Consider the following 23,412-nt stretch of genomic DNA (forward strand, 5'->3'; position numbering starts at 1 on the left):
TGCGCGGTGCCCCGCAGCCGGTATAAAAGCTGACGTGGACCGCAGACCAGTCACCTTGGAAGAGGTCGCCCGGGTCGCGGGAGTCTCGCGGGCCACGGTGTCCCGGGTCGTCAACGGCGTCGCCACGGTGGACCGCGAGCTGCGGCAGGTGGTCGAGAAGGCCATCTCCACCACCGGCTACGTGCCCAACCGCGCCGCCCGCTCGCTGGTCACCCGGCGGGCGGGGGCGATCGGGCTCGTGCTGCCCGACGAGGACCGGACCGTGCACGACCCGTACTTCGGACGGGTGGTGTCCGGGGTCCTGCCGGTGATCCGGCCGCTGGGCGTCCAGCTGGTGCTCACGGCCAGTCACGAGCAGGTGGTCGACGACATCCGGCAGGGCCGGCTGGACGGCGTGATCCTCATCCACACCCACGACGCCGACCCGCTGCCCCGGCTGCTCACCCGGGCGAACCTGCCGGTGGTGCTGGCCGCCCGACCGGGCAAGCCGGTGCCGATCACCTACGTGGACGTCGACCAGGCGGCCGGCGCGGCGCTGGCCGTGGACCACCTGGTGGCGCGCGGGGCGCGGCGGCTGGCGACGGTGACCGGGCCGCTGGAGCGCACGCCCGGCCAGGACCGGCTGCGGGGCTTCCGCGAGGCGGTGGCCAGGCACGGGCTGCCGGAACCGGCGGTCGTGCACGGCGACTTCACCCGTGAGGGTGGCGCGGCGGCGGCCCGGGGGTTGCCGGCGGACGTGGACGGGCTGTTCGTCGCGTCCGACCTGATGGCCTCCGGGGTGTTGCCGGTGCTGCGGCAGCGCGGGTTGCGGGTGCCGCAGGACGTGCGGGTGGTCGGGTTCGACGACAGCCCGCCCGCGCTGGAGTGCGACCCGCCGTTGACGACCGTGCGGCAGCCGGTGGAGGACATGGCGGCCGAGATGGTCCGGTTGCTCGTGGAGCGCGTCGAGCGGCCGGACCGCCCGACCAGTTCCGTCGTGTTCGACCCGACCCTGGTGGTCCGCGAGTCCGCTTGACGCGCTCCCTGATCGAAGGAGCGCTCGTGCGCGTGTTGCTGGCCCTTCTGCTGCTCACCGCCTGTACGGCCGGGCCGGTGGCGTTGAGCCCCACGGACGCGGCCTACGTCCAACTCGCCATCCCGCAGGCCGAATCGGCTCTGCCCCTGCTCGACCTGGTGGCCGCCCGCGAGACGCCGCTGACGCCGTTGGCCCGCGAGATCGCCGCTCACCACCGCGCCGAACTCGCCCGCCTGCACGCCGTCCTCCGCGACCGCGGCCTGCCCTACCTGGACGAACACCGGGACCACGACATGCCCGGCATGGTGACCGCCCCCGAGGTCGCCGGCCTGGCCACGCTGACCGGCCCCGACTTCGACGCACAAGCGGGAACGCTGCTCAAGGCCCACCTCGAAGAGTCGGCGGCGGTCGCCAAGGTCGAGCAGGGAGCAGGCCAGGACACCGCCGTCCTCGCGCTGGTGAGCGATCTCGTGCGCGACCGCGAGGACTTCCTGGCCAAGCTGTCGGTTCCCTGAACGGCGGAACACCGGCCGGTCACCGTCCGTTCTGTCCGTTGTGCTGACCGTCGAACCCGCCCCGACCCGTTCCCCGGCCCGCTTCGTCGCTTTCGGCGGCGCGTTCGCCGTCGTGCTGACCGTTCTCATGGTCGGCTCGCTGGACGCGCACCGGCTCGCGACCACCGCAGTCGGACTGCGCCGCACGATCTCCGAGTACGCCCTGGGACCGCACCGCTGGGTGTTCGACACGGCGGTGGCGCTGCTCGCGCTCGGGTCGGTGGCGATCCTGGCCGTCCTGGTGCGTAGGGGCATCACCAAGTGGTCGAGCGGCAGCGCACTCGCTTTCCTGACCTGGTCGGTCGGGTTGGCGCTGGTGGTCGTCTTCCCCAAGCACAACTGGGCCGTGGGGCCGAGCGCGAGCGGCACGATCCACCGGGTCGCGAGCCTGGTCGCGTTCCTCAGCCTGCCGGTCGCGGCGATGCTGCTGGCCCGTCCGTGGCGGGAGGACGCGGTGTGGGGCGGGTACGCGCGGTGGACGTTCCGGTTCGGGCTGCTCTCCGCCCTGGCCTTCACGCCGATCGTGTACGCGGTCCTGGTGAACGCCCTCGTGGGCACGCCGTGGTGGCGCGTGCTGCCGCTGGGCTACAGCGAGCGGCTGCTGGTGGTGGTCGAGGTGGCGGCCGTGCTGGTGGTCGCGGTGTGGGCGATCGCGGTGGCTCAGCCCTCGTACAGGCCGTCCAGGACCTCCCGGTAGCGGGTCTCGATCTCCCGGCGGCGCATCTTCAGGCTCGCGGTCAGGGTGCCGTCCTCGACGGTGAAGTCCTTGTCCAGCACGGCGAACTTCTTGATCGTCTCGTGCCGGGCGAGCTTGGCGTTGGCCGCCTCGACCGCGCTGCCCACCTCGGCCTCGGCGTCCAGGCCCGCCGGGGTGGTGTCGGGGTCGAGGGTCACCAGGGCCACGCAGTAGTTGCGCTGGTCGCCGTGCACCAGGACGTGCCCGATGTACGGGCTGGCGGCCTTGAGCTTGCTCTCCACGTTCTGCGGGGCCACGTACTTGCCCGCCGACGTCTTGATCAGCTCCTTCTTGCGGTCGGTGATGCGCAGCCGCCCGGCTTCGTCCAGTTCGCCGATGTCGCCGGTGCGCAGCCAGCCGTCGTCCAGCGTGGCCGCCGTCTCGTCGGGCAGGTTGTGGTAGCCGCGCATGATCCCGCGGCCGCCGATGAGCACCTCGCCGTCGGGCGCGATGCGGACCTCCGTGCCGGGCAGCGGTTTGCCGACCGTGCCGAACACGTGCTCACCGGGCCGGTTGAGGAACGACGCCGCCGAGGACTCGGTGAGCCCGTAGCCCTCCAGGATGGTGATCCCGGCGTTGCCGAAGAACCGCCCCACCTCGGCGGACAGCGGCGCGGAGCCGGACACGAAGTACTTGATCCGCCCGCCGACCCGTTCGCGCAGCTTGCTGAACACGAGCTTGTCGGCGATCTTGCGGCGCAGCGTCCAGTCCGGGTGCTCGGCCACCTCCAGCGCCCAGGTGAACAACTTCGCCTTCAGCCCGCCCTCGGCGCGCATCGCGGCGACCACCCGGCTGTGGATCTTCTCGAAGATGCGCGGCGCGCCGGCGACGATGGTGGGGCGCAGCTCCTGGAGGTTGTCCGCGATCCGGTCCGCAGACCCGTCCACGGCGGTGGGCATCCCGGTGGCGATCATGGCGATCTGGAGCACCTTGCCGAACGCGTGGGACATCGGCAGCCACAGGAAGTGCAGGTCCTCCGGGGTGAGGACGCCCAGTTCGACCACGGCTTCGGCAGTGTAGAGCCAGTTGTCGTGGGTCAGCTCGACGCCCTTGGGGATGCCCGTGGTGCCCGAGGTGTAGATCAGCGTCGCCAGCCGTTCGGGGGACAGCTCGTCCACCATGGCGTCGTAGTCGCCCAGCTCGGAGGTCGGCAGGTCGTCGGTGGTGATCACCCGGGCGTCACCGGCCTTGGCCACCAGGTCCGCGTCGGCGACCACCAGGACGCTGCCCGAGTCGCGGATGACGTGCGCGGCTTCCTCGGGGGTGCTGCTCGGGTAGATCGTCGTGGTGACACCGCCCGCCGCCAGCACGGCCAGGTCCGCGATGATCCACTCCACGCTGGTCTGCGCCATGATCGCGACCCTGGCCTCGTCCTTCACACCGAGCTGGCGGAAGCCCAGGGCGTGCGCGCGCACCCGTTCGCCGACCTCGCGCCAGGTCAGCGAGGTCCACGTGCCGTCCACCCGGTGGCGCAAGGCCTCCGCGTCCGGCGTCGCGGCCACGCGCTCGCGCAGCAGATCGGGGATGGAACGGGCCATGACGACCTCCCAGCGGTGGAGCGGTGCTCTAGAGCGTTACTCTAGACCGCGTGCGGTCGAGACGTCAGCAGGCGGTGGTGGACGCGGCGCTGGCGCTGGTGGACGAAGGCCTCCCGGTCACCATCAGCGCGCTGACCGCGCGGTCCGGCGTGTCCAACGGCAGCATCTACCACCACTTCGGCAGCCGGGACGGGCTGTTCGCCGTGCTGTACGAGGAGAGCTTCGCGCGCTGCATCGCCGCCATGACGCCGGCGATCGAGTTGGGCGACACCGAGAAGGTGGTCCGGGGGATGGCCCTGCGCTACCTCGACTGGGTGGCCGCCCACCCCGGACGGGCGAAGTTCCTCTACACCGAGCCGCTCAGCGCCGATCCCGCCGCCAAGCTCGCCACCTTCGCGCCCGTGGCCGAGTGGTTCGCCGAGCGCATGGCGGAGGGTTCGGTCCGGGCTTTCCCGTTGTGGGCGTTGGACCCCGTGGTGATGGGGCCGGCGCACGAGTGCGCCCGCCGGTTCCTCATGGGCACCTTCGACCTCGCCGAGGCGCGCGAGGTGGTGGCCGATGCCGTGTGGGGGGCCGTCGCGCCTCTAGGGTGAGCACATGGCTTCCTGGGGCGACCTCGCCGCGTACGTCCGCGACACCTACGACGTGATCTCCGAGGAGGACGACGAGATCCGCATCCTGTTCAACTTCGAGCAGTTCGACGAGGACGACGAGCGGACCCAGGTGGTCATCCTGGTCCGCGAGGTGCTGGACAAGCTGCACGAGTGGGTGCAGATCGCGTCCCCCATCGGCTTGGCGGCCGACGTGGACCTGCACGCGTTCCTGGTGGAGGTGGGCAACTCCAGCATCGCGTGCGGCGCGGCGATCATGGGCGACCACGTCGTGCTGCGCCACTCGCTGCCGTTGCAGGACCTCGACATCCACGAGTTCACCGACCCGCTCGCGCTCCTGGCCGGCACGGCGGACCAGTTGGAGGAGCAGTTCTTCGGCGGCGACAACTACTAGGACCGCCGGGGTCGGTGACTTCGGTCCCACCAGTGCGCTGCTACGGAATTTCCAGCGATCCGTGGAAGTCGACCTGCTAACTTAGGCTGCCCTAAGGAGGTGGGTCCGCGTGTCCGCCGTCACCGAGTCCCTCACCGTGCAGGTCCGCGCCGGACTGGGGGAGTGGCGCCTGCACGCGGCCGTCCGAGCCCTGGCGACCCGCCACCCGGAACTGTCCGACGCCACCTCCTCGGCCCGACACGTGGACCACCACGACCTGTCCCGCCAGACGGCTCTGGCCCTGACGGCCGCCGAGTCCCGCGCCGCCGCGCTCCAGGTCGTCTGGTTGGACGGCGGCACCGAGGGGCGGCTGCTCCTGGTGGCGCGCAAGGACGTCCTGCCCACCCTGCCGTGGCACGTCCTGCTGCCCGAGCTGGTCGCGGAGTGGAAGGCCGTCACCCCTCGGGTGCCCGCTCGCGTGGGCTGAGGGCTCGTTCGCCCACGTGAATCGTTGACAGACCCCTCCCGGTGGTGCTGTGATCCCGGCAACAGATAGGAAAGTTTCTTAACTGTACCGCCGCCGGTCCTGTTCACGGTCCATCCGATGTGGGAGGCACCCTGTGGCCATCCGATGGCTGAGCCCCCTGGTCGCGGCGACCCTGCTCGCCGCCACCACGACCGCACTGGCCGAACAAGCCCCGGCCCACCAAGCCCCGACCGCACCCGCGGCCCTCGCCGCGACCACCTACCAGGCCGAATCCGCGACCATCTCCCACGGCCTGGTCGAATCCAACCACTCCGGCTACACCGGCTCCGGTTTCGTCAACTACGACAACGAGACCGGCAGCTACGTCGAGTTCTCCGCCACCGCCCCGGCGGCCGGCAGCGCCACCCTGACCTTCCGGTACGCCAACGGCACCACCACCAACCGCCCGATGACCATCACGGTCAACGGCGTCACCGCGACCACCAACCTGGCCTTCCCCGGCACCGGCGCGTGGACCACGTGGCAGACCGCCACCACCACCGTCACCCTCGCGGCCGGCACGAACCGCGTGCGCGCCACCGCGACCACGTCCAACGGCGGCCCGAACCTCGACAAGCTCGACGTCGACGCCGGCGGCACCCCGCCCACCACCGGCCGACCCGCCGACGTCAACGGCCGGCTGCACGTCTGCGGCGTCAAACTCTGCAACCAGTACGGCAAGCCGATCCAGCTGCGCGGCATGAGCACCCACGGCATCCAGTGGTACGCCCAGTGCATCAAGACGCAGTCCCTCGACGCGCTCGCCACCGACTGGGGCGCCGACATCCTGCGCATCTCCATGTACATCCAGGAAGACGGCTACGAGACCAACCCGCGCAAGTTCACCGACATGGTGCACGGGTACATCGAGGAAGCCACCAAGCGCGGCATGTACGCCCTGGTCGACTGGCACCAGCTCGACCCCGGCGACCCGAACGCGAACCTGTCCCTGGCCAAGACGTTCTTCACCGAGATCGCCCAACGCCACCGCGACAAGACCAACATCATCTACGACATCGCCAACGAGCCCAACGGCGTGTCGTGGGCCGGCATCAAGTCCTACGCGGAACAGATGATCCCGGTGATCCGCGCACAGGACCCGGACGGCGTGGTCTTCGTCGGCACGCACGGCTGGGCGTCCCTGGGCATCTCCGATGGCCGCACCGAGGCGGACATCATCAACAACCCCATCAACGCCACCAACTTCATGTACACGTTCCACTTCTACGCGGCGTCCCACCAGGACGAGTACTTCGCGGCCCTGCAACGCGCGGCCACCCGCATCCCGCTGTTCGTCACGGAGTTCGGCACCCAGACCTACACCGGTGACGGCGGCAACGACTTCACCTACTCCCAGAAGTACCTGGACTTCCTGGCCGCCAACAAGATCGGCTGGACGAACTGGAACTTCTCCGACGACTCCCGCTCGGGCGCCGTCTTCAAGCCGGGCACGTGCGCCGGCACGACGTTCACCGGCACCGGCGTCCTGAAGCCGGCCGGCGTCTGGGTCCGCGACCGCATGCGCACCCCGGACGACTTCCCGACCAGCTGACCCACTCGGCCTGCCCGGACCTCACCCGTCCGGGCAGGCTCTTCACGAACGCCGGTAGTCGGTCAGGATCTCGTCGAGCACCCGACGCGCGGCGTCCCCATCGGCACGGTCCACGGTCCGAGCGCACTCGACCAACGTCTTCCACAACGCCCAACCGCGCCCGCGCGCCCAGGTCTCGTCGTCCACCGCCAGCCGCTTGCGGAACGCCCGCCGCCCGTCGGCGGTCAACAGCGTCCAAGCGATCGCCAGGTCACAGGACGGGTCGCCGACACCGCACGTCCCGAAGTCGATCACGGCCGCCAACCGCCCACCGTCGAGCAGGAGGTTCCCCGCCGCGATGTCCCCGTGGAACCAGGTGTCCACACCGTCCCAACGAGCGTCCAGCGCGGTCTTCCAGATCTCGCGGGCCAGGTCGACGTCCACGTGACCGTCCAAGACCGCGAGCGCCCGCTGGGCCGGCCCGTCATAAGTGCGCAGGGTGGCACCCCGGAACCAGTTGTGCTTGCCCGGTTGCGGACCCTCGCTGGGATCGACGCCCTGCAAGGCCACCAGGAACTCCGCCAGGTCCAGGGCGAACCGCACCGGATCGGCGATCCGGTCCACACTCGCGGGCTCACCGTCGAGCCACGCGTACACCGACCACGCGAACGCGTAGCCCGCGCCGGGCCGCCCGAGCCCCAAAGGGACCGGCACGGGCAACGGCAGCAGGGGAGCGAGCACCGGGAGCCAGCGTTGCTCCTTCTCGACCGCCAGGGCGTACTCGGCCGCGCTGGGCAGCCGCGCCACCATCCCGTCACCCAGCCGGAACGTGAAGTTGTCCCACCCGCCCCGCGGCACGGGCCGGACCGGGAGACCGGCCCACTCCGGGAACTGCTCGCCGATCAACCGCCGCACCTGCTCGACGTCCACGGTGACGCGCTGCGGCAGGGGACCGAGGTCCGGTGTGCCGGTCAAGAACTCACCCCACCGGCCACGTGTGCACGGGTTCGTTGCTGTGCATCAGGTCCCGGTAAGTCCGCAACATCCGCCGCAACGCCTCGGGCCGGTCCAGCGCCGAGTGGTCGTAGTGCTTGTGGAACGTCCGGGCCTGCCACGTGGCCCCGTTGACCCCCGTCAGGCACCGCTGCTCGATCACGCTCAACAACCGGTCCCGTTCGGCGACGTCCACCTTCAACCGCACCAACCCCTCGTGCGCCAACGGCAACAGCCGCCGCAGCACCAGCTCCGCCACCGGCACCGTGCCCAACCCGGGCCAGTACACCTGGGCGTCGATGCCCATCCGCGCGCCGGACGTGAAGTTCTCCTCGGCCGCGCTGAAGGACATCTGGCTCCACAGTGGACGCTCCTCCTCCGCCAGCATCCGCACCAAGCCGTAGTAGAACGCCCCGTTGGCCAGGATGTCCACCACCGTGGGACCGGACGGCAGCACCCGGTTCTCCACCCGCAGGTGCGGCTGGTCGCGCACCACGTCGTACACCGGCCGGTTCCACCGGTAGATGGTCCCGTTGTGCAGCCTCAGCTCGGCCAGCGACGGCGTGTCCCCGCGCTCCAGCACCTGCAACGGGTCCTCCTCGTCGCAGATCGGCAGCAGCGCCGGGAAGTACCGCACGTTCTCCTCGAACAGGTCGAAGATCGACGTGATCCACCGCTCCCCGAACCACACCCGCGGCCGGACGCCCTGCTCCTTCAGCTCGTCGCTGCGGGTGTCCGTGGCCTGCTGGAACAGCGCGATCCGGGTCTCCCGCCACAGCTCCTTGCCGAGTAAAAACGGCGAGTTCGCGCCGACCGCCACCTGCACGCCGGCGATGGCCTGCGCCGCGTTCCAGTACGACGCGAACGAGTCCGGCGACACCTGCAGGTGGAACTGCGTGGACGTGCACGCGCCCTCGGGCACGATCGAGTCCGCCGTCATCTGCAGCTTCTCGACGCCGCCGATGGCGATCTGGAGGTCCTCGCCGCGCGCCGCGAGCACCTGCTCGTTCAGCAGCGCGTACCGGGGGTTGCCGGACAGCGCGTCCACCGCCAGGTGCTTGGCCTGCAACGTCGGCAGGATGCCGATCATCACCATGTGCGCGTCGACGTCCCGCGCCTTGTGCTCGGCCTCGTTCAGCGACCGCCGCACGGTCTCCTCGAACCCGGTGATCCCGCCCGCCGTGAGCTGCCGCGGCGCGACGTTGATCTCCAGGTTCCACTGGCCGAGCTCCGTGACGAAGTCCGGGTCGGCGATGGCCTCCAGCGCGGCGGCGTTGCGCATGGCCGGGTCGCCCGCCTCGTCGACCAGGTTCAGCTCGATCTCCAGGCCCGTCATGGGCCGGTCGAACTCGAACCGCGACTCGCGCAGCATCCGGGCGAAGACGTCCAGGCACCGGCGCACCTTCGTGCGGTACCGGGTGCGGTCCTCGCGGGTGAACTCGTGCCTTGCCACCTCGTCGCCCATGATCGCCTCCTAGGTCGTCAAGGCAGGTACCGCGATCGCGGTCACCACAAACCCCTCCCGCGCCATCCAGCGACCGGTGAACCCGTCCAGGGGCACCCCGTCCACGACCGGGGGGTCGATGAGGACGCGCGCGGTGAAGGTGCCGTCGTCCGGGTTGATGGTCACCTCCGCATCCTCGAACCCCAGCCACGCCCGCGCCAGCGGGAACCACGCCTTGTAGACCGATTCCTTCGCGCTGAACAGCAGCCGGTCCCAGCAGACCTTGCCGTTCGCCTCGGCCAGGGCCGCCACCATGCGCAGCTCCGGCGGCAGCGCGACGGCCTCCAGGACACCGTCCGGGTTGGGCTCGTTGGGCTCGGCGTCGATGCCGACGGACCGGATCACGCCCGTCCGCGCGACGGCCGCCGCCCGGTAGCCCTTGCAGTGCGTGATGCTGCCCACGACCCCGTCCGGCCACACCGGCGCCCGCTTCTCGCCGGGCAGCAGCGGCACGGGCGGGAAGCCCAGGCGGCCCAGCGCGAGCCGGGCGCAGTGCCGCCCGGTGGTGAACTCCTTGCGGCGCTTGTCCACGGCCTTGGCGACGTGCTCCTCCTCCTCGGGGAACAGCCGCACGTCGAAGTCCTCGAACGTGTCCACCGCCACCACGCCGGGGGGCATGAGGTCCTCGATCACCGCGCGTCCCCCTCACGCAGGACGTCCAGCAGGGGCGCCTTCGTCCACCCGCGCGGCTGCCACTCGCGGGGGTAGCCCAGCGACACCTCGTCGAACCGGATGCCGTCCTTGCGGATGGTCCGCGGGATGTGCAGGTGCCCGTACACCGCCACCGCCGCCCGGAACCGCACGTGCCAGTCGGCCGTGCGCTCGGTGCCGCACCACAGGGCGAACTCGGGGTAGCGGAGGATGAACGTGGGGTCCCGCACGAGCGGCCAGTGGTTGATCAGGACCGTCTTCAGCGCCGGGTCCACCGCGGCCAGCCGCCGCTCGGTCTCCTCGACGCGCGCCGCGCACCACGCCTCGCGGCTCGGGTAGGGGTCGGGGTGCAGGAAGTACTCGTCCGTGCACACGACCCCGGCCTCCTGCGCCACGGCCAGCGCCGACTCCTTGTCCGTCGTGCCCGGCGGGCGGAAGGTGTAGTCGTAGAGGGTGAACAGCGGCGCCACCGCCACCGGACCGTCCGGGCCGCCCTCGAACACCGCGAACTCGTCCTCGGGGGTCAGCACGTCCAGGCCGCGGCACAGCTCGACCAGCTGCTTGTACCGGACCTCGCCGCGCGACTGGACCGGGTCGTCCTTGGTCGTCCACAGCTCGTGGTTGCCCGGGGACCACACGACCGTGTGAAACCGCTTGCGCAGGGTCGCCAGGGCCCATTCGATGTCGTCGAACCGCTCGCCGACGTCACCGGCGACGATCAGCCAGTCGTCCGGCGAGTGCGGTCGGATGTCGGCCACGAAGTCGCGGTTCTGCTGGTAGGTCACGTGCAGGTCGCTGGTGGCTAGCAGGCGCGGCGTCACGCTTCCGAGGGTATAGGCCTGCGGAGCGTGTGCGACCCCCGTCACCGAACCGACCGCTCACCCGCTCGTCGCACCAGGCGCACCGCTGGCCGACGCCGGGGGGTCCGCGCGACGCTGACAGGTCCCGTTCGGCGGGTAGGTGCTTACCAGTGCGCGGCCGGCTTCCTAGCGTGATGGGCATCACGACAGTCCTGCGGCGGAGGACCCGATGACCAACGATGTTCGACCCGCGTTCGGCCGCACGGTGGGCGCTGAGATCGCGCGCCAAGTCCAGCAGCACCCGTACCCGGCGGTAGCGCCACGGCGCGACGAGGCGGCCCTGGCGACCCTCCTGCGGGCCCGCCAGCGCGGCGACCTCCAGCGGCAGGAGCCCTGGGTCCGCCGCGCCCCCGAGGCACCCCCGAAACCCGCGCACGCGGACGTGATCGAGCAGCTCGCGGCCCGCCTGGTGCCCCCGTCCCTGTGGGCGGCGGTGGAGCCCCTGATCCCGCCCGCGAAGGTGCGGCGGCAGGGCGGCGGCCGTGGCCGGGTGTCCGACCGGGCCATCTTCACGGCCATCGTGTTCGTCCTGACCAGCGGCTGCGCGTGGCGCCACCTGCCCGCGACCTTCGGCGTCACGGTGCCCACGGTCCACCGCCGCTTCCAGGAGTGGACCGACGTCGGCCTGTGGTTGCGCCTGCGCCGAGTCGCCCTCGACACGCCCGACGGCGAGTGGCTGCGCCTGGTCCTCGACGCGGCCGAGCGGAGGGGCACGAAGGCCGCCGGCTGACTTCCATTCGCAACGCCCGAGGGTGTCCGCACGTCCAACCTGGTGAACCGGGAGCCGAGCAACACCCGTTTCCACGGTAGGAGGTGCTTGACATGCCACCCGAACTGTCCAGACGCGAGGTCGCCCTGCTCCGCGCGACGGCGGCCCACCGCGTCGAGCTGACGTGCAGCAGCGAGCCGGACCTGAGAGTCGACTCCCTCCCCTTCTGCGACCACCCGTCCGCCCGGGCCCTGGTCCACCGGGGTTTCATCGAGCCGACCACCCGGGCCCCGCTGGGCACGTGGGTCCCGGCCCGCCTCACCGAGGCGGGCGCCCGGGCGTTGCACGTGGTCCCGGCCTAGCCCGACGGACGACCGCCGTTCGGTCGTCCCCGCCCGGTCAGCCGTTCTCGACGCGGGTGGTGCCGTCCAGCAGTGCCGCCGGCAGGTAGTCCGAGGTCACGGCGATCGTGGTGCCCGCGTCCTGCGCGATGGTCGCCAACGCGAGCGGCCCCAGCGCGAGGTAGCCCACGGGTGACGCGCGGCGCTCCTCCGTCTTCGACCAGTAGGTGTTGTGCGCGCGCAGCGCCTCGGCCAAGGCGTCGTTGAACTCGGCCTCGGCGTCGTCCTTGAGCAGGTAGTGGACCAGCGTGAGCTGCGGGAACCGCAGGAGGTCCGCGGTCTCGCGCTCCTCGCCGTCACCGAGTGCCCCGGGCGTGCTGCCGCTCAGGGCCGCACCCAGGGCCGCGCCCACGCCGTCTTCGCGGCGGAAGAAGAGTTGGAACAGCCGCACCATGTCGACCAGGTACGCCGGCTCCGAGCCGGACGCCCTGAGCACGTCGAGCGGGAAGGCGGTCAACGTGTCCAACACCGCCTGGTCCCGCGCCACGACCGCGAGCCAGAGGGTCGTCAGCCAGTTCTCCGCGGTCGAGTAGTAGACCGGTCCGGTGCCGGAGGCGGTGACCGTCTCGTCGCCCAGCCGAACCCGGACCAACGCGCCCTTCTCGGCCGCCGCGACGGTGAACACCGCCGCACCGGTGTCCAGCGCCGTGCGCAACGCCAACCACGTCTCCCGCTCCGCACCGCGCGGGTCCACCACCGTGCGGTGCCCCAACAGCGACTGGGCGGCGAGGAATTGCAGGTTGAGCGCGTCCGAATAGCGCTGGACCTTCTCCACGCCCTCGGCGACGTCCTCGGCGAGCTGCCGGATCGCCCGCTTGGACGCGTTGGGATAGGTCTTGTGCCGCTCGACTTCGACCATGACAGGGTGGCTCCCGAACAGCGCGAATCCGTTGCTCACTCGTCGAGCCGGATGTAGTCGCCCCACGATGGCACGAGCTTCGAGCCCTGTTTGCGCATGAGCCGCAGCCGCGATCGATACTGCTTCATGCTCGGCGCGGTGCCGTCGAACCAGTAGGGCAAATCGGACAACGTGGCCAACGCCTGCCGCTTACACCGCTCCGTCACCTTCTCCACCCCTCGAATTACCCGACAACTCCGACGATCCGCACCGCCGCCGGCACGGTGTCGACCCCCTGCGCGGCGGCCCAGGCGTCGATCTGCTCGTCGGACGTCCCAGCCACCGACTCCGCCTTCAGCCCCTCCGCCAGGACGCGGTCGAACGTCGCGCGGATCTGTTCCCGAGGGGCCAGTGCGCTCAACCCGGCTCGACCGGCAGGCGCAGATCGGTCACCGGCAACAGGCCACGTTCGCGCAGCGCGGCGAACGACGTCAGCATCCCGTCCACACCGCCCCTGCGCGGAAGGCCGGCTCGGTCGACCAAGTTCGACAACTCGTCCGAGGTGAGCGGTTCCGGGACGCCCGGCAACTCGACCGCCGTGGGCACGCCGGCGGCTCGCCTTTCGGCGGCGAGGGCGTGCGCGGCGAGCCAGCGGACTTCGCCGAACAGCATCGGGATGCTGATCAGGTCCGGGGTGTCGTCGGCCAGCAGTGCCTCCACGGCGGGCAGCAGGCGCGAGTCGCCGCTGGGATCCTGCGCGAGAACCCCGAGCATGGTGGTCCGGCGGTGCGCGTCGGACGCGTTCAGCATGTCGACGATCTCGTGCAGTTCGTCATCGGTGAGCATGCGTGTTCCCTTCACTCGGCCCGATGCCGGCGAACCGCATCGACGACGTCCACGACGCGCGGGTTCGGCGGCAGACCGAGCCTCTCGGCAACCCTACTGCCGATCTGCACCCGGCTCTCCGCGCGCTCCTGCCAGCGGGGGTAGTTCGAGTGGTCTGCCATGCGCATGCCGTCGACGACCATGTGGTCACGCCCCTCAGCTCGCCGGTCCGCGACCGCGGCCAGCGACCTCGACATCGGCACCTGGCCGTTGGTCAGCTCCTCGACCTTGCGCGCCAGGAAGTCGTACTCCTCCTCCAGAGCGGCACGGTGTGCCTCCATGTAAGCCCTGTCGTGATCCGATCTCCACGCAGCCTGCTGAGCCTTCGACATGTCGTCGTAGCCGCGGCCGTGGTGGTCGAAACCGGTGCGGTTGCCGATTTCCCGCAGTCGCCGCTGCTCGGCAGCCTCGTGCGCGATGAACTGGGCGTCCATCACCGACCCCCGACCCGAGGTCAGCCTGCGCCAGGCGGAGTAGTTGTCGTGGCTCATCGCGATGCCCGGACTGTCGAAGAGGTACTTCTTGATCGACCTGATGGTCTCCGGGTCGACATTGAGCCCCAACCGGTCCAACTCGCGCCGCATGCGGTTGGTGTCCTCGACGTCCATCAGCTTCCGGCGCGCCGCGTCGATCTCGTCCGGCGTCCACGGCTTGCCGGTAGCGGGGTTGTCACCCCACTTCTGCTGGTCGTACAGGCCGCGCCGGCCACGGTCGCGGGCGTCGTCGGTGTCGGTGTGGTCGGTGCGGTGGTGGTCGGGGGTGCCGGGGACGTAGCCGTCTTGGCTGGTTTTGGTGCGGGTGCCGTCGGGGTGGTGGGTTTCCCATTCGCCGTTGGGTGGGATTTTGGGGTGGCGGTTGCCGTCGGGGCCGAGTTGGGCGTCGCTGGTGTAGACGCGGCCTGTGCTGTCGGTCCAGGCGGGTTTGGTGGGGGCGAGGACGTCGGCGCCGGTGTGGTGGGACAGGCGGCGGGCGAAGTCGTTGGTGCCGGCGTCGCAGCCGATGAGGCGGATGGGGGTTGTGCCGTCCCAGCCGTTGCGGCGCAGCAGGTCGCCGTAGTGCTCGGGGGTGTAGGTGTGGTTGCCGATGCGGGCGTGGCCGTCGGGGGTGATGTGGACGTCGGCGGTGAAGTAGCGGGGGTCGGGCGGGACGCGGTGGGGCAGGTCGCCCATGTCGGGGTCGCCGCGGTGGTGGGAGATGCCCGAGGGGGTGGTCTCGCCGTGCCGGGCGTGCGCCTCGTCGATGTCGGGGCGGTCCGCGTGGTGGGTCGGGTCGGCGTGGTGGGTCGGATCCGGGTGGTTCGGGTTCGGGTGGTTGGCGTCGGGGTGGTTGGCGTCCGGACGGCCGTGGTTCGGGGTGGTGTCGGGGTCGCGGTGGGGCGGGGTCCAGGTTTGGGGGTCGCGGCGCGGGGCCGGGGTGTTGGCGGGGTGGGGCGCGTCCGGGCGGTGCGGGGGTGCGTCCGGGCGGTGCGAGGTGTGGGGGCCGGCCTGGGGTGGTCCGTTGTGCACGGGGCCGGGGCGGCTGTGGGCCGGGCCAGGGGCGTGGGGTCGCGGCGTGCCCGGGGTGTTGGGGCCGGGGTTGGAGTGGCTTGGGCCGACGTTGCCGGGGCCGGTGTTGCTGTGAGGCGGGTTGGCGTGACCTGGGCCTGCGTGGCTGGGACCTGTGTGGCTGGGTGCTGCCTGGCTGGGTGCTGTGTGGCTCGGCGTGGTGTGGCCGGGAGCGGTTGAGGGGCGTGGGGGTTCCGGGGTGCGGGCCTGGGGGATGCCGGAGCCCAGGTCGCCGCGGTTGCCCGGGGTGCCGGTCCAGCCGCCACCGCCGCCCGGACGCGGGCCGCCGCCCGGAGCACCGCCACCGGGCGGGTTGCCGCCGGGGGCGTGGCCGCCGGGAGCGTGGTTGCCCGGCATGCCGCCGCCCGGCATGCCGGTGGGTGCCCCGCCGGTCGAGTGCGGACCGGGGTTGGCGGGGGCGTGGGGCTGGTCGGGGCGGGTGGGGGCGTGCGGGGTGGCTGCCGCGGCCGAGGTCTGGTCGTGCCTGGTCGGCGCCGGAGCGTGGGGTGCGGAACCGTTCGGGCCGCCGGGCGACCCGCCACCGTGCGAACCGCTACCCGGGCCGTTGTTGTGGCTGGTCGGCGCGGGCTGACCGCCGGGGCCGCCGCGGTGCTCGCCGACCGGGGTGTGGCCGACCGGGGTGTTGCCAGAGGGGGTGTTGCCGCCCGGACCGCCGCGATGCTCGCCCAAAGGCGCACCGGCGCGGGGGTTGCCCTGGCCGGGGAGAGTGGTGCCGCCCTCCGGTGACGGGGACGAGTCCGGGGTGCGGCCGGGGCGCGGCGCGGGCGGCGGCACATCCGTCGGGTCACCCGGACGTGGTCGGTCCACGGTCGGGGTGGCGCTGGAGGTCCCGGTGGTGTCGTTCGGCCGACTCGACCCGGGAGTGTTCGACGCCGGAGTAGACGATCCGGGTGTATCGGACCCCGGCGTGTTCGAGCCCGGCGTGTTCGAGCCCGGTGTGTTCGAGTCGGGGGTGTTCGAGTCGGGGGTGTCGGTGTCGCCGTGGCCGGTGGAGCCGTTGGGCGTGTCGACGTCGGCCTTCCCCGTCTGGAGGAAGCCGCCCTTCTTGATGTTCTTCGGGTCCAGCACGTCCAACCCGGTCGCCTTGCCGGCGATCTTGCCCAGGACCTTCATCACCTTCTCGAACACCTCGACCAGACGCTTCAGCATCGGCGAGACCTTCTTGATGGTGTTCAACAAGTCCTGGATGATCTTCGCGATCTTCGCCGCCCACTTCGAGATCGCCGTCACCGCCTGCGCCACGATCACCGGCGTCCCGAACCCCAGCGAGAACACCGCCTCCAACACCCAGGCGATCAACTTCCCCACCAGGTCGGCGATCAGGTCGCGCACCATCTCGCGCACGAACCCGACGACCATGCCCATCATCCCGACGACCGTGCCCACCGTCCCCGCCGCCGAAGCGGCACCGGTCAGGGCGTCACCGTGCGCCGAGGCATTGGTCAGGTACTGCGCAGCCGCAGCACCACCCCAACCGGCCGTCCCCCGCGCCACCGCCGCCTTGTAGTCCTCGGCGATCTTGCCCAGTTCGGTGCCGACGTTGTTCCAGGTCGTGGCGTAGGACTCGATCACCGGCGGGTTCCCGGCCAGCCAGTCCAACATGTCCTTCAACGGCTGCACGTGCTCCATCAGGAACGACGCCGCCGACGACATCAACGTCCCGAACGGATCGATCGCCATCGCCGCCGCATCCGCGGCCAAGCCGACCATCCCCAGGCCGGCCTCGATCCAGTTCCCGTCCTTGATCCCGTTGAACGTGTCCATCGCCGACTCCGCGATGGAAATACCGGTCGCCCACCCGTTGTCACCGGTGCCGGCGTTGAACACCCCGCCCGGCTCGGCGGGCGGCGCGGCGACCAGGGGGTTCTTCGGACCGGTCATCCGATCCACCCCTGCGAACCGGAACCGTGCACGTCACCGAACGCCAAGGCGCTGCCCTCCCCCAAGCCTGCCACTGGTCGTCAACACTGACGCAAAGGAGCCGGAGAGGGTTCCGGTTCGGCCAAAAGAACTATCAGGCGTGCACGCCCGCCTGGTACTTCGGCACCCGCACGCTGATCTTCGTGCCCAACCCCTGCGCGGTCTCCACGACCAGGCCGTAGTCGTCGCCGTAGCAGCGCCTCAGGCGCTCGTCGATGTTGCCCAGGCCGATGCCCGCGGTCTCGCCGACCTGGCCGGCCAGCGTCCTGCGCAACGCCTCGGGGTCCATGCCGATGCCGTCGTCCTCGATGGTGATGTGCGCTTCCTCGCCCGCGTCGGCGGCGTGGATGGTGATGTGCCCCGGACCGACCTTGCCCTCCATGCCGTGCCGGACCGCGTTCTCCACCAGCGGTTGCAGGCACAGGAACGGCACGGTCACCGGCAGCACCTCGGGCGCGATCTGCAGCGTCACCTTCAACCGCTCCCCGAACCGCGCCCGCTCCAGCGCCAGGTACTGGTCGATCGACTTCAGCTCCTCCGACAGGGTGGTGAAATCACCCGCCCTCCGGAACGAGTACCGCGTGAAGTCGGCGAAGTCGAGCAGCAGCGTGCGCGCCTTCTCCGGGTCGGTGCGCACATAAGAGGCGATGGCGGACAACGAGTTGTAGATGAAGTGCGGCGAGATCTGCGCCCTCAGCGCCCGCACCTCCGCCTCCACCAGCCGGGTCCGCGACCGGTCCAGTTCGGCCAGTTCCAGCTGCCCGGACGCCCAGCGCGCGACCTCGTTGGTGGCCCGCACCAGCCCGGCCGACGGCTCCCGGCTGTACGCGGCCAGCACGCCGACCACCCGGCCCTCCACGGTCAACGGGGCCAGCACCGCCGAGTGCACCGGGCAGTCCGGTGTGCCGCACGTGAGGTCGAACGCCCGCGTCCGCCCGGTCGCGAACACGTCCCGCGCCAGGTCCATCGCCTCCGCCGCGTGGTGCTCGCCGCCGCCCTCCCAGGCCACGACCTCGGTCTCGTCGGTCAACGCCAGCGCGGGCGTGCCCAGCAGGGTGCGCAGGTGCTTGGCGGACTTCTTCGCCGCGTCCGGCACCAGCCCGGCGCGCAGCGGGGGAGCGGCCGACCACGCGGTGTGCAGGGTTTCGAACGTGATCCGCTGCTCCTGGGTCAGGAAGTCGTTGCGGGCGCGGGAGGTCCGCCACAGGGTGATCACCACGGCGAGGCCGGCGAGCAGCACCGCCCCGGCCGTCCACATGCCCGTCACAGCCGGTCCTGACTGCGCAGACCCAGGTTCTCCGGCGCGTGCAACCGCACCATCACGTGGTTCACCCCCGGCGGCACCTTGCGCGGTGTCAGCAGCGACACCACGTACATCGTCACGAACCCCAGCGGCACGGTCCACGCGGCGGGCCGCGCCAGGAACACGTTGCCGCCGCCCGCGCTGATCGTCACCAGACCCGCCACGAGCGCGGGCACGCCCCCGGCCAGCATCCCGGCGACCGCGCCCACGGTGGTGATCCGCGTGCTCCAGATCCCCAGCACCAGCAACGGGCACAGCGACGACGCCGCCACCGCGAACGCCAGCCCCACCATGTCCGCCACCGGCACCTTGCCCACCAGCCACGTCATGCTCAACGGCACCAGCACGGCCAGCACCGTGGACACCCGGAACCCGCGGATGCCCCGGAACCGCAGCACGTCCCGGCTCAGCACCCCCGCCAGCGACACCATCAGCCCCGACGACGTCGACAGGAAGGCCGCGAACGCCCCGCCCGCCACCAGCGCGCCCAGCAGCTGCCCGCCGGCCCCGTCCACCATCCGGCTGGGCAGCACCAGCACCACCGCGTCGGTGTCCCCGGTCATCAGCAGCTCCGGCGTGTAGAGCCGGCCGAGAGCGCCGTAGATCGGCGGCATCAGGTAGAAGATCCCCAGCAGCCCCAGCACGATCAGCGTCGTCCGCCGCGCCGCCCGCCCGTTCGGGTTGGTGTAGAAGCGGACGATCACGTGCGGCAGGCCCATCGTGCCCAGGAAGGTCGCGATGATCAGCGAGTACACCGCGTACAGCGGGAAGTCGTCGCCGCCGCGCAGCGGCAGCGCCCAGGTCTCGTTGTTGTTGAACGGGATCGACGTCACGTGCGGCACCGGCGCGCCCGCCGGGAACACCAGCCGCGAGCCCGCCGCGATGGTGTGTTCGCCCACCCCGAACCCGGCCGGCCCGTCCACCTCCGCGCCGTCCACGACGCCGGAACCGACGAACTCCACCGGCTCCTCGACGCGCACGGACGTGGTGGTGTCGAAGGAGACGGTGGTCTCGCGCGGGAACTCCGGGAACTCCGGCCCGGTCAGGTCCCGAGCGCCGTGCGCGTGCCACGCCGCGACCAGGAACACCACCGGCACGGTGATCGCGGTCAGCTTGAGCCAGTACTGGAAGGCCTGCACGAACGTGATGCTGCGCATCCCGCCCGCGATCACGTTCGCCGTCACCACCACGGCCACCACCAGCGCGCCCACCCAGTCCGGCGCCCCGGTCAGCGTGTGCAGCGTGAGGCCCGCGCCCTGCAACTGCGGCAGCAGGTACAGCCACCCGATGCCCAGCGCGATCACGCTGGCCACCGCGCGCACGGTCGGCGAGCCGAACCGGGCCTCGGCGAAGTCGGGCAGCGTGTACGCGCCGCTGCGCCGCAGCGGGGCCGCGACCAGGGCGAGCAGCACCAGGTACCCGGCGGTGTAGCCGACCGGGAACCACAGCATGTCCGGTCCGTGCGCGAAGATCAGCCCGGCGATGCCCACGAACGACGCCGCCGACAGGTACTCCCCGCCGATCGCCGAGGCGTTCCACCACGGCGACACCGTCCGGGAGGCGACGAAGAAGTCCGAGGTCGTCCGGGAGATCCGCAGTCCGTACGTGCCCACCAGCACGGTGCCGAACGCGACCACGACCACCGCGATGATGCCGTACGAGCTGGTCACGAACGTTCCACCAGCTCCGCGAACTCCCGCTCGCCGCGCTCGGCCTGCCGCACGTAGAACCACCCGGCCAGCACGAACACCGGGAACACCAGCACGCCCAGCAGCAGCCACGGCAGCGGCAGCCCCACCAGGCGCTGCGAGGTCGCCGCGGGCACCAGCGTGAACACCAGCGGCAACGCCGCGACGCTCCCGCCCACCACCGCGCACAGCAGCAGCCCCAGCCGCCGCTGGGTCCGGATCAGCGACCGCATGTAGACCGCGCCCAGCTCGCTCTGCTCGTCGATCTCCCGCGACGCCGGGTAGGGCCGGGGCACGCGCGGCGCACGGGTGCGCGGACTGGTCACCACGACCCGCTGGGTGGGCTTGTCCGGGGTGCTCATGACGGTTGCCGGTTGCGCCGGACCAGCAGCTGCCGCAGGTGCCGGGCGTGCCGACGGCTGACCGGCAGCACCGCGCCGCCGATGTTGACGCTCAGGTGCCCGTCCTCCAGCCGCAGCTCGTCGATGTGCCCGAGGGAGACCAGGTGGCTGCGGTGGATCCGCACGAACCCGGCCGACCGCCACCGCTCCTCCAGCCCGTTGAGCGCGGCCCGCACCAGCCCGCTGCCGGTGGCGGTGTGCAGGCGGGCGTAGTCGCCGTGGGCCTCGACGTACCGGATGTCGGCCAGCCGGATGAACCGCGTGATGCCGCCCAGCTCGACCGGGATGACCTCGTCACCCACGTCCGGGGTCTTCTCGGCGGGCGCCGGGGCGGGCTCGGCCGTCTTGAGGTCCAGCACCTCGTGCACGATCCGGTGCACGGACTCGGCCAGCCGCTCCGGCCGGACGGGTTTGAGCAGGTAGTCCAGCGCCTTGAGCTCGAACGCCTCGACGGCGGGCTCCTGGTGCGCGGTGACGAACACGATCGGCGGCGGCTGGGCGAACCGCGACAGCACCCGGGCGAGGTCCAGCCCGTCCAGGCCGGGCATCCGGATGTCCAGGAAGACCGCGTCCACCCCCTGCCCGGCGTGCAGCGTGCGCAGGGCCTTGGTGGCGTCGGTGACGGCTTCGACGTGCCCGATCCGGGGATCCGCTTTGAGCAGGTAGACCAGGTCGTCCAGGGCGGGCGCCTCGTCGTCCACGGCGAGGACGCGGAGCCTGCGCTCCAGCGCCCCGCGGCGCTCCGGCCCTTCACAGATCGGACAGGGAAGTCCTGACGTCATGGAATTCCAATGCGGTTTCGACGGCGTCGGCGATTAGACCACCGGCTGGTCATCCTCGCTCTTCATCCCCACCGAGGGCAATGTCCGCCGCGCGGCCTGGGCATCACCCAGCGTGACCTCCAGCTCGAGGAACGCCTCCTCGGCCCGCCGAGCCGCCACCGCCACCGAGGCCGCGGCAGCCGTGCCGACCAGCCGCCGAGTGGGTTCCTGCAGCTCACTGACCAGGTCGGACCACCGACTGGCGAACCGGGCGAGCTCGGTCAGCCGCTCCACCAGCTCAGCGGACGACCGCGGCACGTCCCCCTGCAGCGCCGCGAGCTCGACCTGCGGATCGACCCCCATAGACCGCCCCCACCGATCCGCACCACCCACCGAATGCCCGATGCTGCCCCCGCCCGGACCACCGGTCAACCGTTCGGGCAGTGGTCTCGATTGGCCGCCGGTGATCTTCCCCTCACCGCCGGCACCCGGTCGTGGCGGCTGCCGGAGTGGGGGAGCGCCGACGCCTTGCCGTCATCCGCCGATCACCGGGGGTGACACCAAGCCCAGGTCGCCGACGATCTCGTCACCGTTGTCCTCGTTGATCAGGTAGGACGGGGTGTTCCTCTCGATGTCCTCGCCACCCTGTCCCTTGGCGGCGCCGGCGCCCACACCGCCGACACCACCGGCCGCGCCGCCACCACGTGCCGCGGCACCGGTGGCCATCGCACCACCGCGTGCCGCGGTTGCCTCGTGTCCGCCCATGACACCGGCCGAGCCTCCGGGACCGAACCCCTTGACGGCGGCGGGGTTACCGGGGCCGGTGGTGCCCGGCACCCGTCCGCCACCCGTACCGCCGCCACCGGCGCGGCCACCGGGTCCGCCGCCGAGGTTGTGCTGCGGTCCTCTGGCGCCTTGGCCGCGGCCTGCCGGAGGATTCGGGCCAGTGAGGTACTGGCCGCCAAGCTGGTTGGTACCGCCAAGCTGGTTGGTACCGCCGGGCTGGTTGTGGCCGCCGGGTTGGTTGGTGCTGCCCTGGTTCGCCGGGGGGAGCGGGGTGCCGGCGAGGTCCTTGAGCCCGCTGGTGTTCGTGGTGTTGTCGCCCAGCGTCGGCGGTGCCGTCCACGAGGTGTCGGTGGTGGCGTCGCCGACCCTCGGAGGTGGCGTGTCGTCCTGAGCGGTGAAACCGGGGTTCGGCGCGATCGGCGGCCTGGCGGGTTCAGCCGGGTCGTTCCGCGTGGCGGCCGGCTCGGGCGCGAACGCCGGTTGCGCCGCGGCGGTCTGCGCCACGGTGCGGTCGTAGGTCTCCACCGCCCGCGCGGCCTGTTCGTGGTCGGCCTGCTGCTGGTGGAACGCCGCCTGGTCCGCCGCCGCCTGGCGGATGAACTGGATCGGGTCGGTGATCGACATCAACCGCTCGCGCGCCGCCGCCGGGTCGAAGGGCTGCGCGGGTGGCCGGGGCACGTTGTTCTTCACGTCGCTCAGCGCTCGTGCCTGCTGGGTGAACAGCGTCCCCGCGAGCTGCGCGGCGGTGCCGGTCTCGGCCGCGCGGTTGCCCATGTCGGCCAGCGCCTGCCGCGCGCGGTCACCGGCCTCGCCGGTCCAGTTGGTCTCACTGCTCCCGATGGCGGCGACGACCTCGTCGTTGAACGTCGCGAGCTCGTTGCCGATCTCGGTCCAGACAACGGCGATCTCGCCGATCGGACCCGGGTCGACGCCGTTGTTGACCGATTCGTACAACTGCTGGTGCGGGATGCCGATGTAGTGCGCGTCCGGCTGCTGGGGAGCCGACCGCGTCAGCACCTGCTCCTTGAGCCGCGCCGCCTGAGCGTCCAGCACGTCGTTCACCCGGTGCGGTGCCTCGACGAGTTGCATCACCATCCCCACGAACGGCCCGTACGAGCCGTACCGCGCCCGCACCTCGGCGGAGACCTGCTCCTGGATCTGCTGACCGGTCTGCACCTCCGCATGCCGCTGCACGCCGTAGCGCGTGTATACGTCGGATGGTCTGCCCGGTGCTCCCTCGTTCATCCCCACAACCCTCCAGGC

General features: G+C 71.4%; 24 protein-coding genes and 1 pseudogene. 9 read left to right on the plus strand and 16 right to left on the minus strand.

What is annotated here, in order from left to right; all coding sequences use genetic code 11:
* The first annotated feature begins 34 nt into the window (after window positions 1-34).
* Genes DFJ66_RS35000 through DFJ66_RS35010 form a run of 3 tightly spaced genes read left to right on the plus strand, consistent with a single transcriptional unit; the run spans window position 35 to window position 2,266 of the window.
* Window positions 35-1,015, plus strand: a complete 981-nt coding sequence (locus DFJ66_RS35000; RefSeq protein WP_211351412.1) for a LacI family DNA-binding transcriptional regulator — start codon at window positions 35-37, stop codon at window positions 1,013-1,015.
* 26 nt (window positions 1,016-1,041) lie between these two features.
* The gene (locus tag DFJ66_RS35005) at window positions 1,042-1,530 is read left to right on the plus strand and encodes a DUF305 domain-containing protein (RefSeq protein ID WP_170199844.1); all 489 of its coding nucleotides are present in this window, start codon (window positions 1,042-1,044) and stop codon (window positions 1,528-1,530) included.
* Window positions 1,531-1,570: 40 nt separating this feature from the next.
* Window positions 1,571-2,266, plus strand: a complete 696-nt coding sequence (locus tag DFJ66_RS35010; RefSeq protein WP_246030025.1) for a DUF998 domain-containing protein — start codon at window positions 1,571-1,573, stop codon at window positions 2,264-2,266.
* On the opposite strand, the gene DFJ66_RS35015 is transcribed toward DFJ66_RS35010, so the two are convergent.
* Window positions 2,230-3,843 (minus strand): AMP-dependent synthetase/ligase, encoded by a 1,614-nt coding sequence (locus DFJ66_RS35015; protein WP_121227780.1) that lies wholly within the window; start codon window positions 3,841-3,843, stop codon window positions 2,230-2,232. The genes DFJ66_RS35010 and DFJ66_RS35015 overlap by 37 nt on opposite strands.
* Window positions 3,844-3,893: 50 nt before the next feature.
* Between DFJ66_RS35015 and DFJ66_RS35020 the strand changes: the two genes are divergently transcribed.
* From DFJ66_RS35020 to DFJ66_RS45340, 4 genes are all read left to right on the plus strand, one after another.
* Window positions 3,894-4,436, plus strand: coding sequence for a TetR/AcrR family transcriptional regulator (locus DFJ66_RS35020; RefSeq protein ID WP_121227782.1), 543 nt, complete (start codon window positions 3,894-3,896; stop codon window positions 4,434-4,436).
* A 4-nt stretch (window positions 4,437-4,440) separates the two neighbouring features.
* The gene (locus tag DFJ66_RS35025; RefSeq protein WP_121227784.1) at window positions 4,441-4,848 is read left to right on the plus strand and encodes a type III secretion system chaperone family protein; all 408 of its coding nucleotides are present in this window, start codon (window positions 4,441-4,443) and stop codon (window positions 4,846-4,848) included.
* A gap of 109 nt (window positions 4,849-4,957) precedes the next feature.
* Window positions 4,958-5,314: a hypothetical protein gene (locus DFJ66_RS35030; RefSeq protein ID WP_121227786.1), complete on the plus strand. Its 357-nt coding sequence runs from the start codon at window positions 4,958-4,960 to the stop codon at window positions 5,312-5,314.
* Window positions 5,315-5,447: 133 nt separating this feature from the next.
* A complete protein-coding gene (locus tag DFJ66_RS45340) occupies window positions 5,448-6,905 on the plus strand; it encodes a cellulase family glycosylhydrolase (RefSeq protein WP_170199846.1) in 1,458 nt (485 codons plus the stop codon).
* Between the two features lie 42 nt (window positions 6,906-6,947).
* Here the strand turns inward: DFJ66_RS45340 and DFJ66_RS35040 are convergent, their stop codons facing one another.
* The 4 genes from DFJ66_RS35040 to DFJ66_RS35055 are packed head-to-tail and all read right to left on the minus strand — an operon-like array spanning window position 6,948 to window position 10,853.
* Window positions 6,948-7,859: an aminoglycoside phosphotransferase family protein gene (locus DFJ66_RS35040; RefSeq protein WP_121227788.1), complete on the minus strand. Its 912-nt coding sequence runs from the start codon at window positions 7,857-7,859 to the stop codon at window positions 6,948-6,950.
* Between the two features lie 4 nt (window positions 7,860-7,863).
* Window positions 7,864-9,342, minus strand: coding sequence for a glutamate-cysteine ligase family protein (locus DFJ66_RS35045; RefSeq protein ID WP_121227790.1), 1,479 nt, complete (start codon window positions 9,340-9,342; stop codon window positions 7,864-7,866).
* A gap of 9 nt (window positions 9,343-9,351) precedes the next feature.
* Window positions 9,352-10,014 (minus strand): 4'-phosphopantetheinyl transferase family protein, encoded by a 663-nt coding sequence (locus tag DFJ66_RS35050; RefSeq protein ID WP_211351413.1) that lies wholly within the window; start codon window positions 10,012-10,014, stop codon window positions 9,352-9,354.
* Entirely contained in the window at window positions 10,011-10,853 is an 843-nt protein-coding gene (locus DFJ66_RS35055; RefSeq protein ID WP_211351414.1) for a metallophosphoesterase family protein, read from the minus strand. The genes DFJ66_RS35050 and DFJ66_RS35055 overlap by 4 nt, the downstream gene beginning before the upstream one ends.
* A gap of 421 nt (window positions 10,854-11,274) precedes the next feature.
* Here DFJ66_RS35055 and DFJ66_RS35060 point away from each other — a divergent pair.
* Both DFJ66_RS35060 and DFJ66_RS35065 read left to right on the plus strand, forming a co-directional pair.
* Window positions 11,275-11,610, plus strand: a pseudogene (locus DFJ66_RS35060) (transposase); the annotation flags it as partial.
* Window positions 11,611-11,714: 104 nt separating this feature from the next.
* Complete coding sequence (locus DFJ66_RS35065; protein WP_121227794.1) at window positions 11,715-11,963, plus strand: hypothetical protein; 249 nt, start codon at window positions 11,715-11,717, stop codon at window positions 11,961-11,963.
* 37 nt (window positions 11,964-12,000) lie between these two features.
* Here the strand turns inward: DFJ66_RS35065 and DFJ66_RS35070 are convergent, their stop codons facing one another.
* The 11 genes from DFJ66_RS35070 to DFJ66_RS45175 form a co-directional block, all read right to left on the minus strand.
* Complete coding sequence (locus DFJ66_RS35070) at window positions 12,001-12,861, minus strand: immunity 49 family protein (protein WP_147459440.1); 861 nt, start codon at window positions 12,859-12,861, stop codon at window positions 12,001-12,003.
* A 35-nt stretch (window positions 12,862-12,896) separates the two neighbouring features.
* Window positions 12,897-13,076, minus strand: a complete 180-nt coding sequence (locus DFJ66_RS35075) for a hypothetical protein (RefSeq protein WP_121227799.1) — start codon at window positions 13,074-13,076, stop codon at window positions 12,897-12,899.
* 8 nt (window positions 13,077-13,084) lie between these two features.
* Window positions 13,085-13,261 (minus strand): hypothetical protein, encoded by a 177-nt coding sequence (locus DFJ66_RS43115; RefSeq protein ID WP_170199848.1) that lies wholly within the window; start codon window positions 13,259-13,261, stop codon window positions 13,085-13,087.
* On the minus strand, window positions 13,258-13,686 hold the full coding sequence (locus DFJ66_RS35080; RefSeq protein ID WP_121227801.1) for a hypothetical protein: 429 nt from the start codon (window positions 13,684-13,686) through the stop codon (window positions 13,258-13,260). The genes DFJ66_RS43115 and DFJ66_RS35080 overlap by 4 nt, the downstream gene beginning before the upstream one ends.
* A gap of 11 nt (window positions 13,687-13,697) precedes the next feature.
* Window positions 13,698-17,171, minus strand: a complete 3,474-nt coding sequence (locus DFJ66_RS43665; RefSeq protein ID WP_211351415.1) for a hypothetical protein — start codon at window positions 17,169-17,171, stop codon at window positions 13,698-13,700.
* A gap of 133 nt (window positions 17,172-17,304) precedes the next feature.
* Window positions 17,305-18,468: a histidine kinase gene (locus DFJ66_RS35100; RefSeq protein ID WP_121232197.1), complete on the minus strand. Its 1,164-nt coding sequence runs from the start codon at window positions 18,466-18,468 to the stop codon at window positions 17,305-17,307.
* A 5-nt stretch (window positions 18,469-18,473) separates the two neighbouring features.
* Window positions 18,474-20,183 carry a sodium/solute symporter gene (locus DFJ66_RS35105; RefSeq protein WP_121227808.1) on the minus strand — a complete coding sequence of 570 codons (1,710 nt, stop codon included), beginning with the start codon at window positions 20,181-20,183 and terminating at the stop codon, window positions 18,474-18,476.
* Complete coding sequence (locus DFJ66_RS35110) at window positions 20,180-20,563, minus strand: DUF485 domain-containing protein (RefSeq protein ID WP_121227809.1); 384 nt, start codon at window positions 20,561-20,563, stop codon at window positions 20,180-20,182. The genes DFJ66_RS35105 and DFJ66_RS35110 overlap by 4 nt, the downstream gene beginning before the upstream one ends.
* Window positions 20,560-21,384 (minus strand): LytR/AlgR family response regulator transcription factor, encoded by an 825-nt coding sequence (locus DFJ66_RS35115; protein ID WP_121227811.1) that lies wholly within the window; start codon window positions 21,382-21,384, stop codon window positions 20,560-20,562. Before DFJ66_RS35115 ends, DFJ66_RS35110 begins: the two co-directional genes overlap by 4 nt.
* A 33-nt stretch (window positions 21,385-21,417) precedes the next feature.
* A complete protein-coding gene (locus DFJ66_RS35120; protein WP_121227813.1) occupies window positions 21,418-21,726 on the minus strand; it encodes a hypothetical protein in 309 nt (102 codons plus the stop codon).
* Window positions 21,727-21,897: 171 nt separating this feature from the next.
* Window positions 21,898-23,394 carry a hypothetical protein gene (locus tag DFJ66_RS45175; RefSeq protein ID WP_147459441.1) on the minus strand — a complete coding sequence of 499 codons (1,497 nt, stop codon included), beginning with the start codon at window positions 23,392-23,394 and terminating at the stop codon, window positions 21,898-21,900.
* Between the last annotated feature and the right edge of the window lie 18 nt (window positions 23,395-23,412).

This window comes from Saccharothrix variisporea (genome assembly GCF_003634995.1).
Classification (GTDB): Bacteria; Actinomycetota; Actinomycetes; order Mycobacteriales; family Pseudonocardiaceae; genus Actinosynnema; species Actinosynnema variisporeum.

Excerpts from the sequence above, each read along its gene's own strand:
- DFJ66_RS35015 (WP_121227780.1), bottom strand. The coding sequence starts at position 3,843 with ATGGCCCGTTCCATCCCCGATCTGCTGCGCGAGCGCGTGGCCGCGACG.
- DFJ66_RS35025 (WP_121227784.1), top strand. The coding sequence starts at position 4,441 with ATGGCTTCCTGGGGCGACCTCGCCGCGTACGTCCGCGACACCTACGAC.
- DFJ66_RS35045 (WP_121227790.1), bottom strand. The coding sequence starts at position 9,342 with ATGGGCGACGAGGTGGCAAGGCACGAGTTCACCCGCGAGGACCGCACC.
- DFJ66_RS35065 (WP_121227794.1), top strand. The coding sequence starts at position 11,715 with ATGCCACCCGAACTGTCCAGACGCGAGGTCGCCCTGCTCCGCGCGACG.
- DFJ66_RS35070 (WP_147459440.1), bottom strand. The coding sequence starts at position 12,861 with ATGGTCGAAGTCGAGCGGCACAAGACCTATCCCAACGCGTCCAAGCGG.
- DFJ66_RS35080 (WP_121227801.1), bottom strand. The coding sequence starts at position 13,686 with ATGCTCACCGATGACGAACTGCACGAGATCGTCGACATGCTGAACGCG.
- DFJ66_RS43665 (WP_211351415.1), bottom strand. The coding sequence starts at position 17,171 with ATGACCGGTCCGAAGAACCCCCTGGTCGCCGCGCCGCCCGCCGAGCCG.
- DFJ66_RS35100 (WP_121232197.1), bottom strand. The coding sequence starts at position 18,468 with ATGTGGACGGCCGGGGCGGTGCTGCTCGCCGGCCTCGCCGTGGTGATC.
- DFJ66_RS35110 (WP_121227809.1), bottom strand. The coding sequence starts at position 20,563 with ATGAGCACCCCGGACAAGCCCACCCAGCGGGTCGTGGTGACCAGTCCG.
- DFJ66_RS35115 (WP_121227811.1), bottom strand. The coding sequence starts at position 21,384 with ATGACGTCAGGACTTCCCTGTCCGATCTGTGAAGGGCCGGAGCGCCGC.
- DFJ66_RS35120 (WP_121227813.1), bottom strand. The coding sequence starts at position 21,726 with ATGGGGGTCGATCCGCAGGTCGAGCTCGCGGCGCTGCAGGGGGACGTG.
- DFJ66_RS45175 (WP_147459441.1), bottom strand. The coding sequence starts at position 23,394 with ATGAACGAGGGAGCACCGGGCAGACCATCCGACGTATACACGCGCTAC.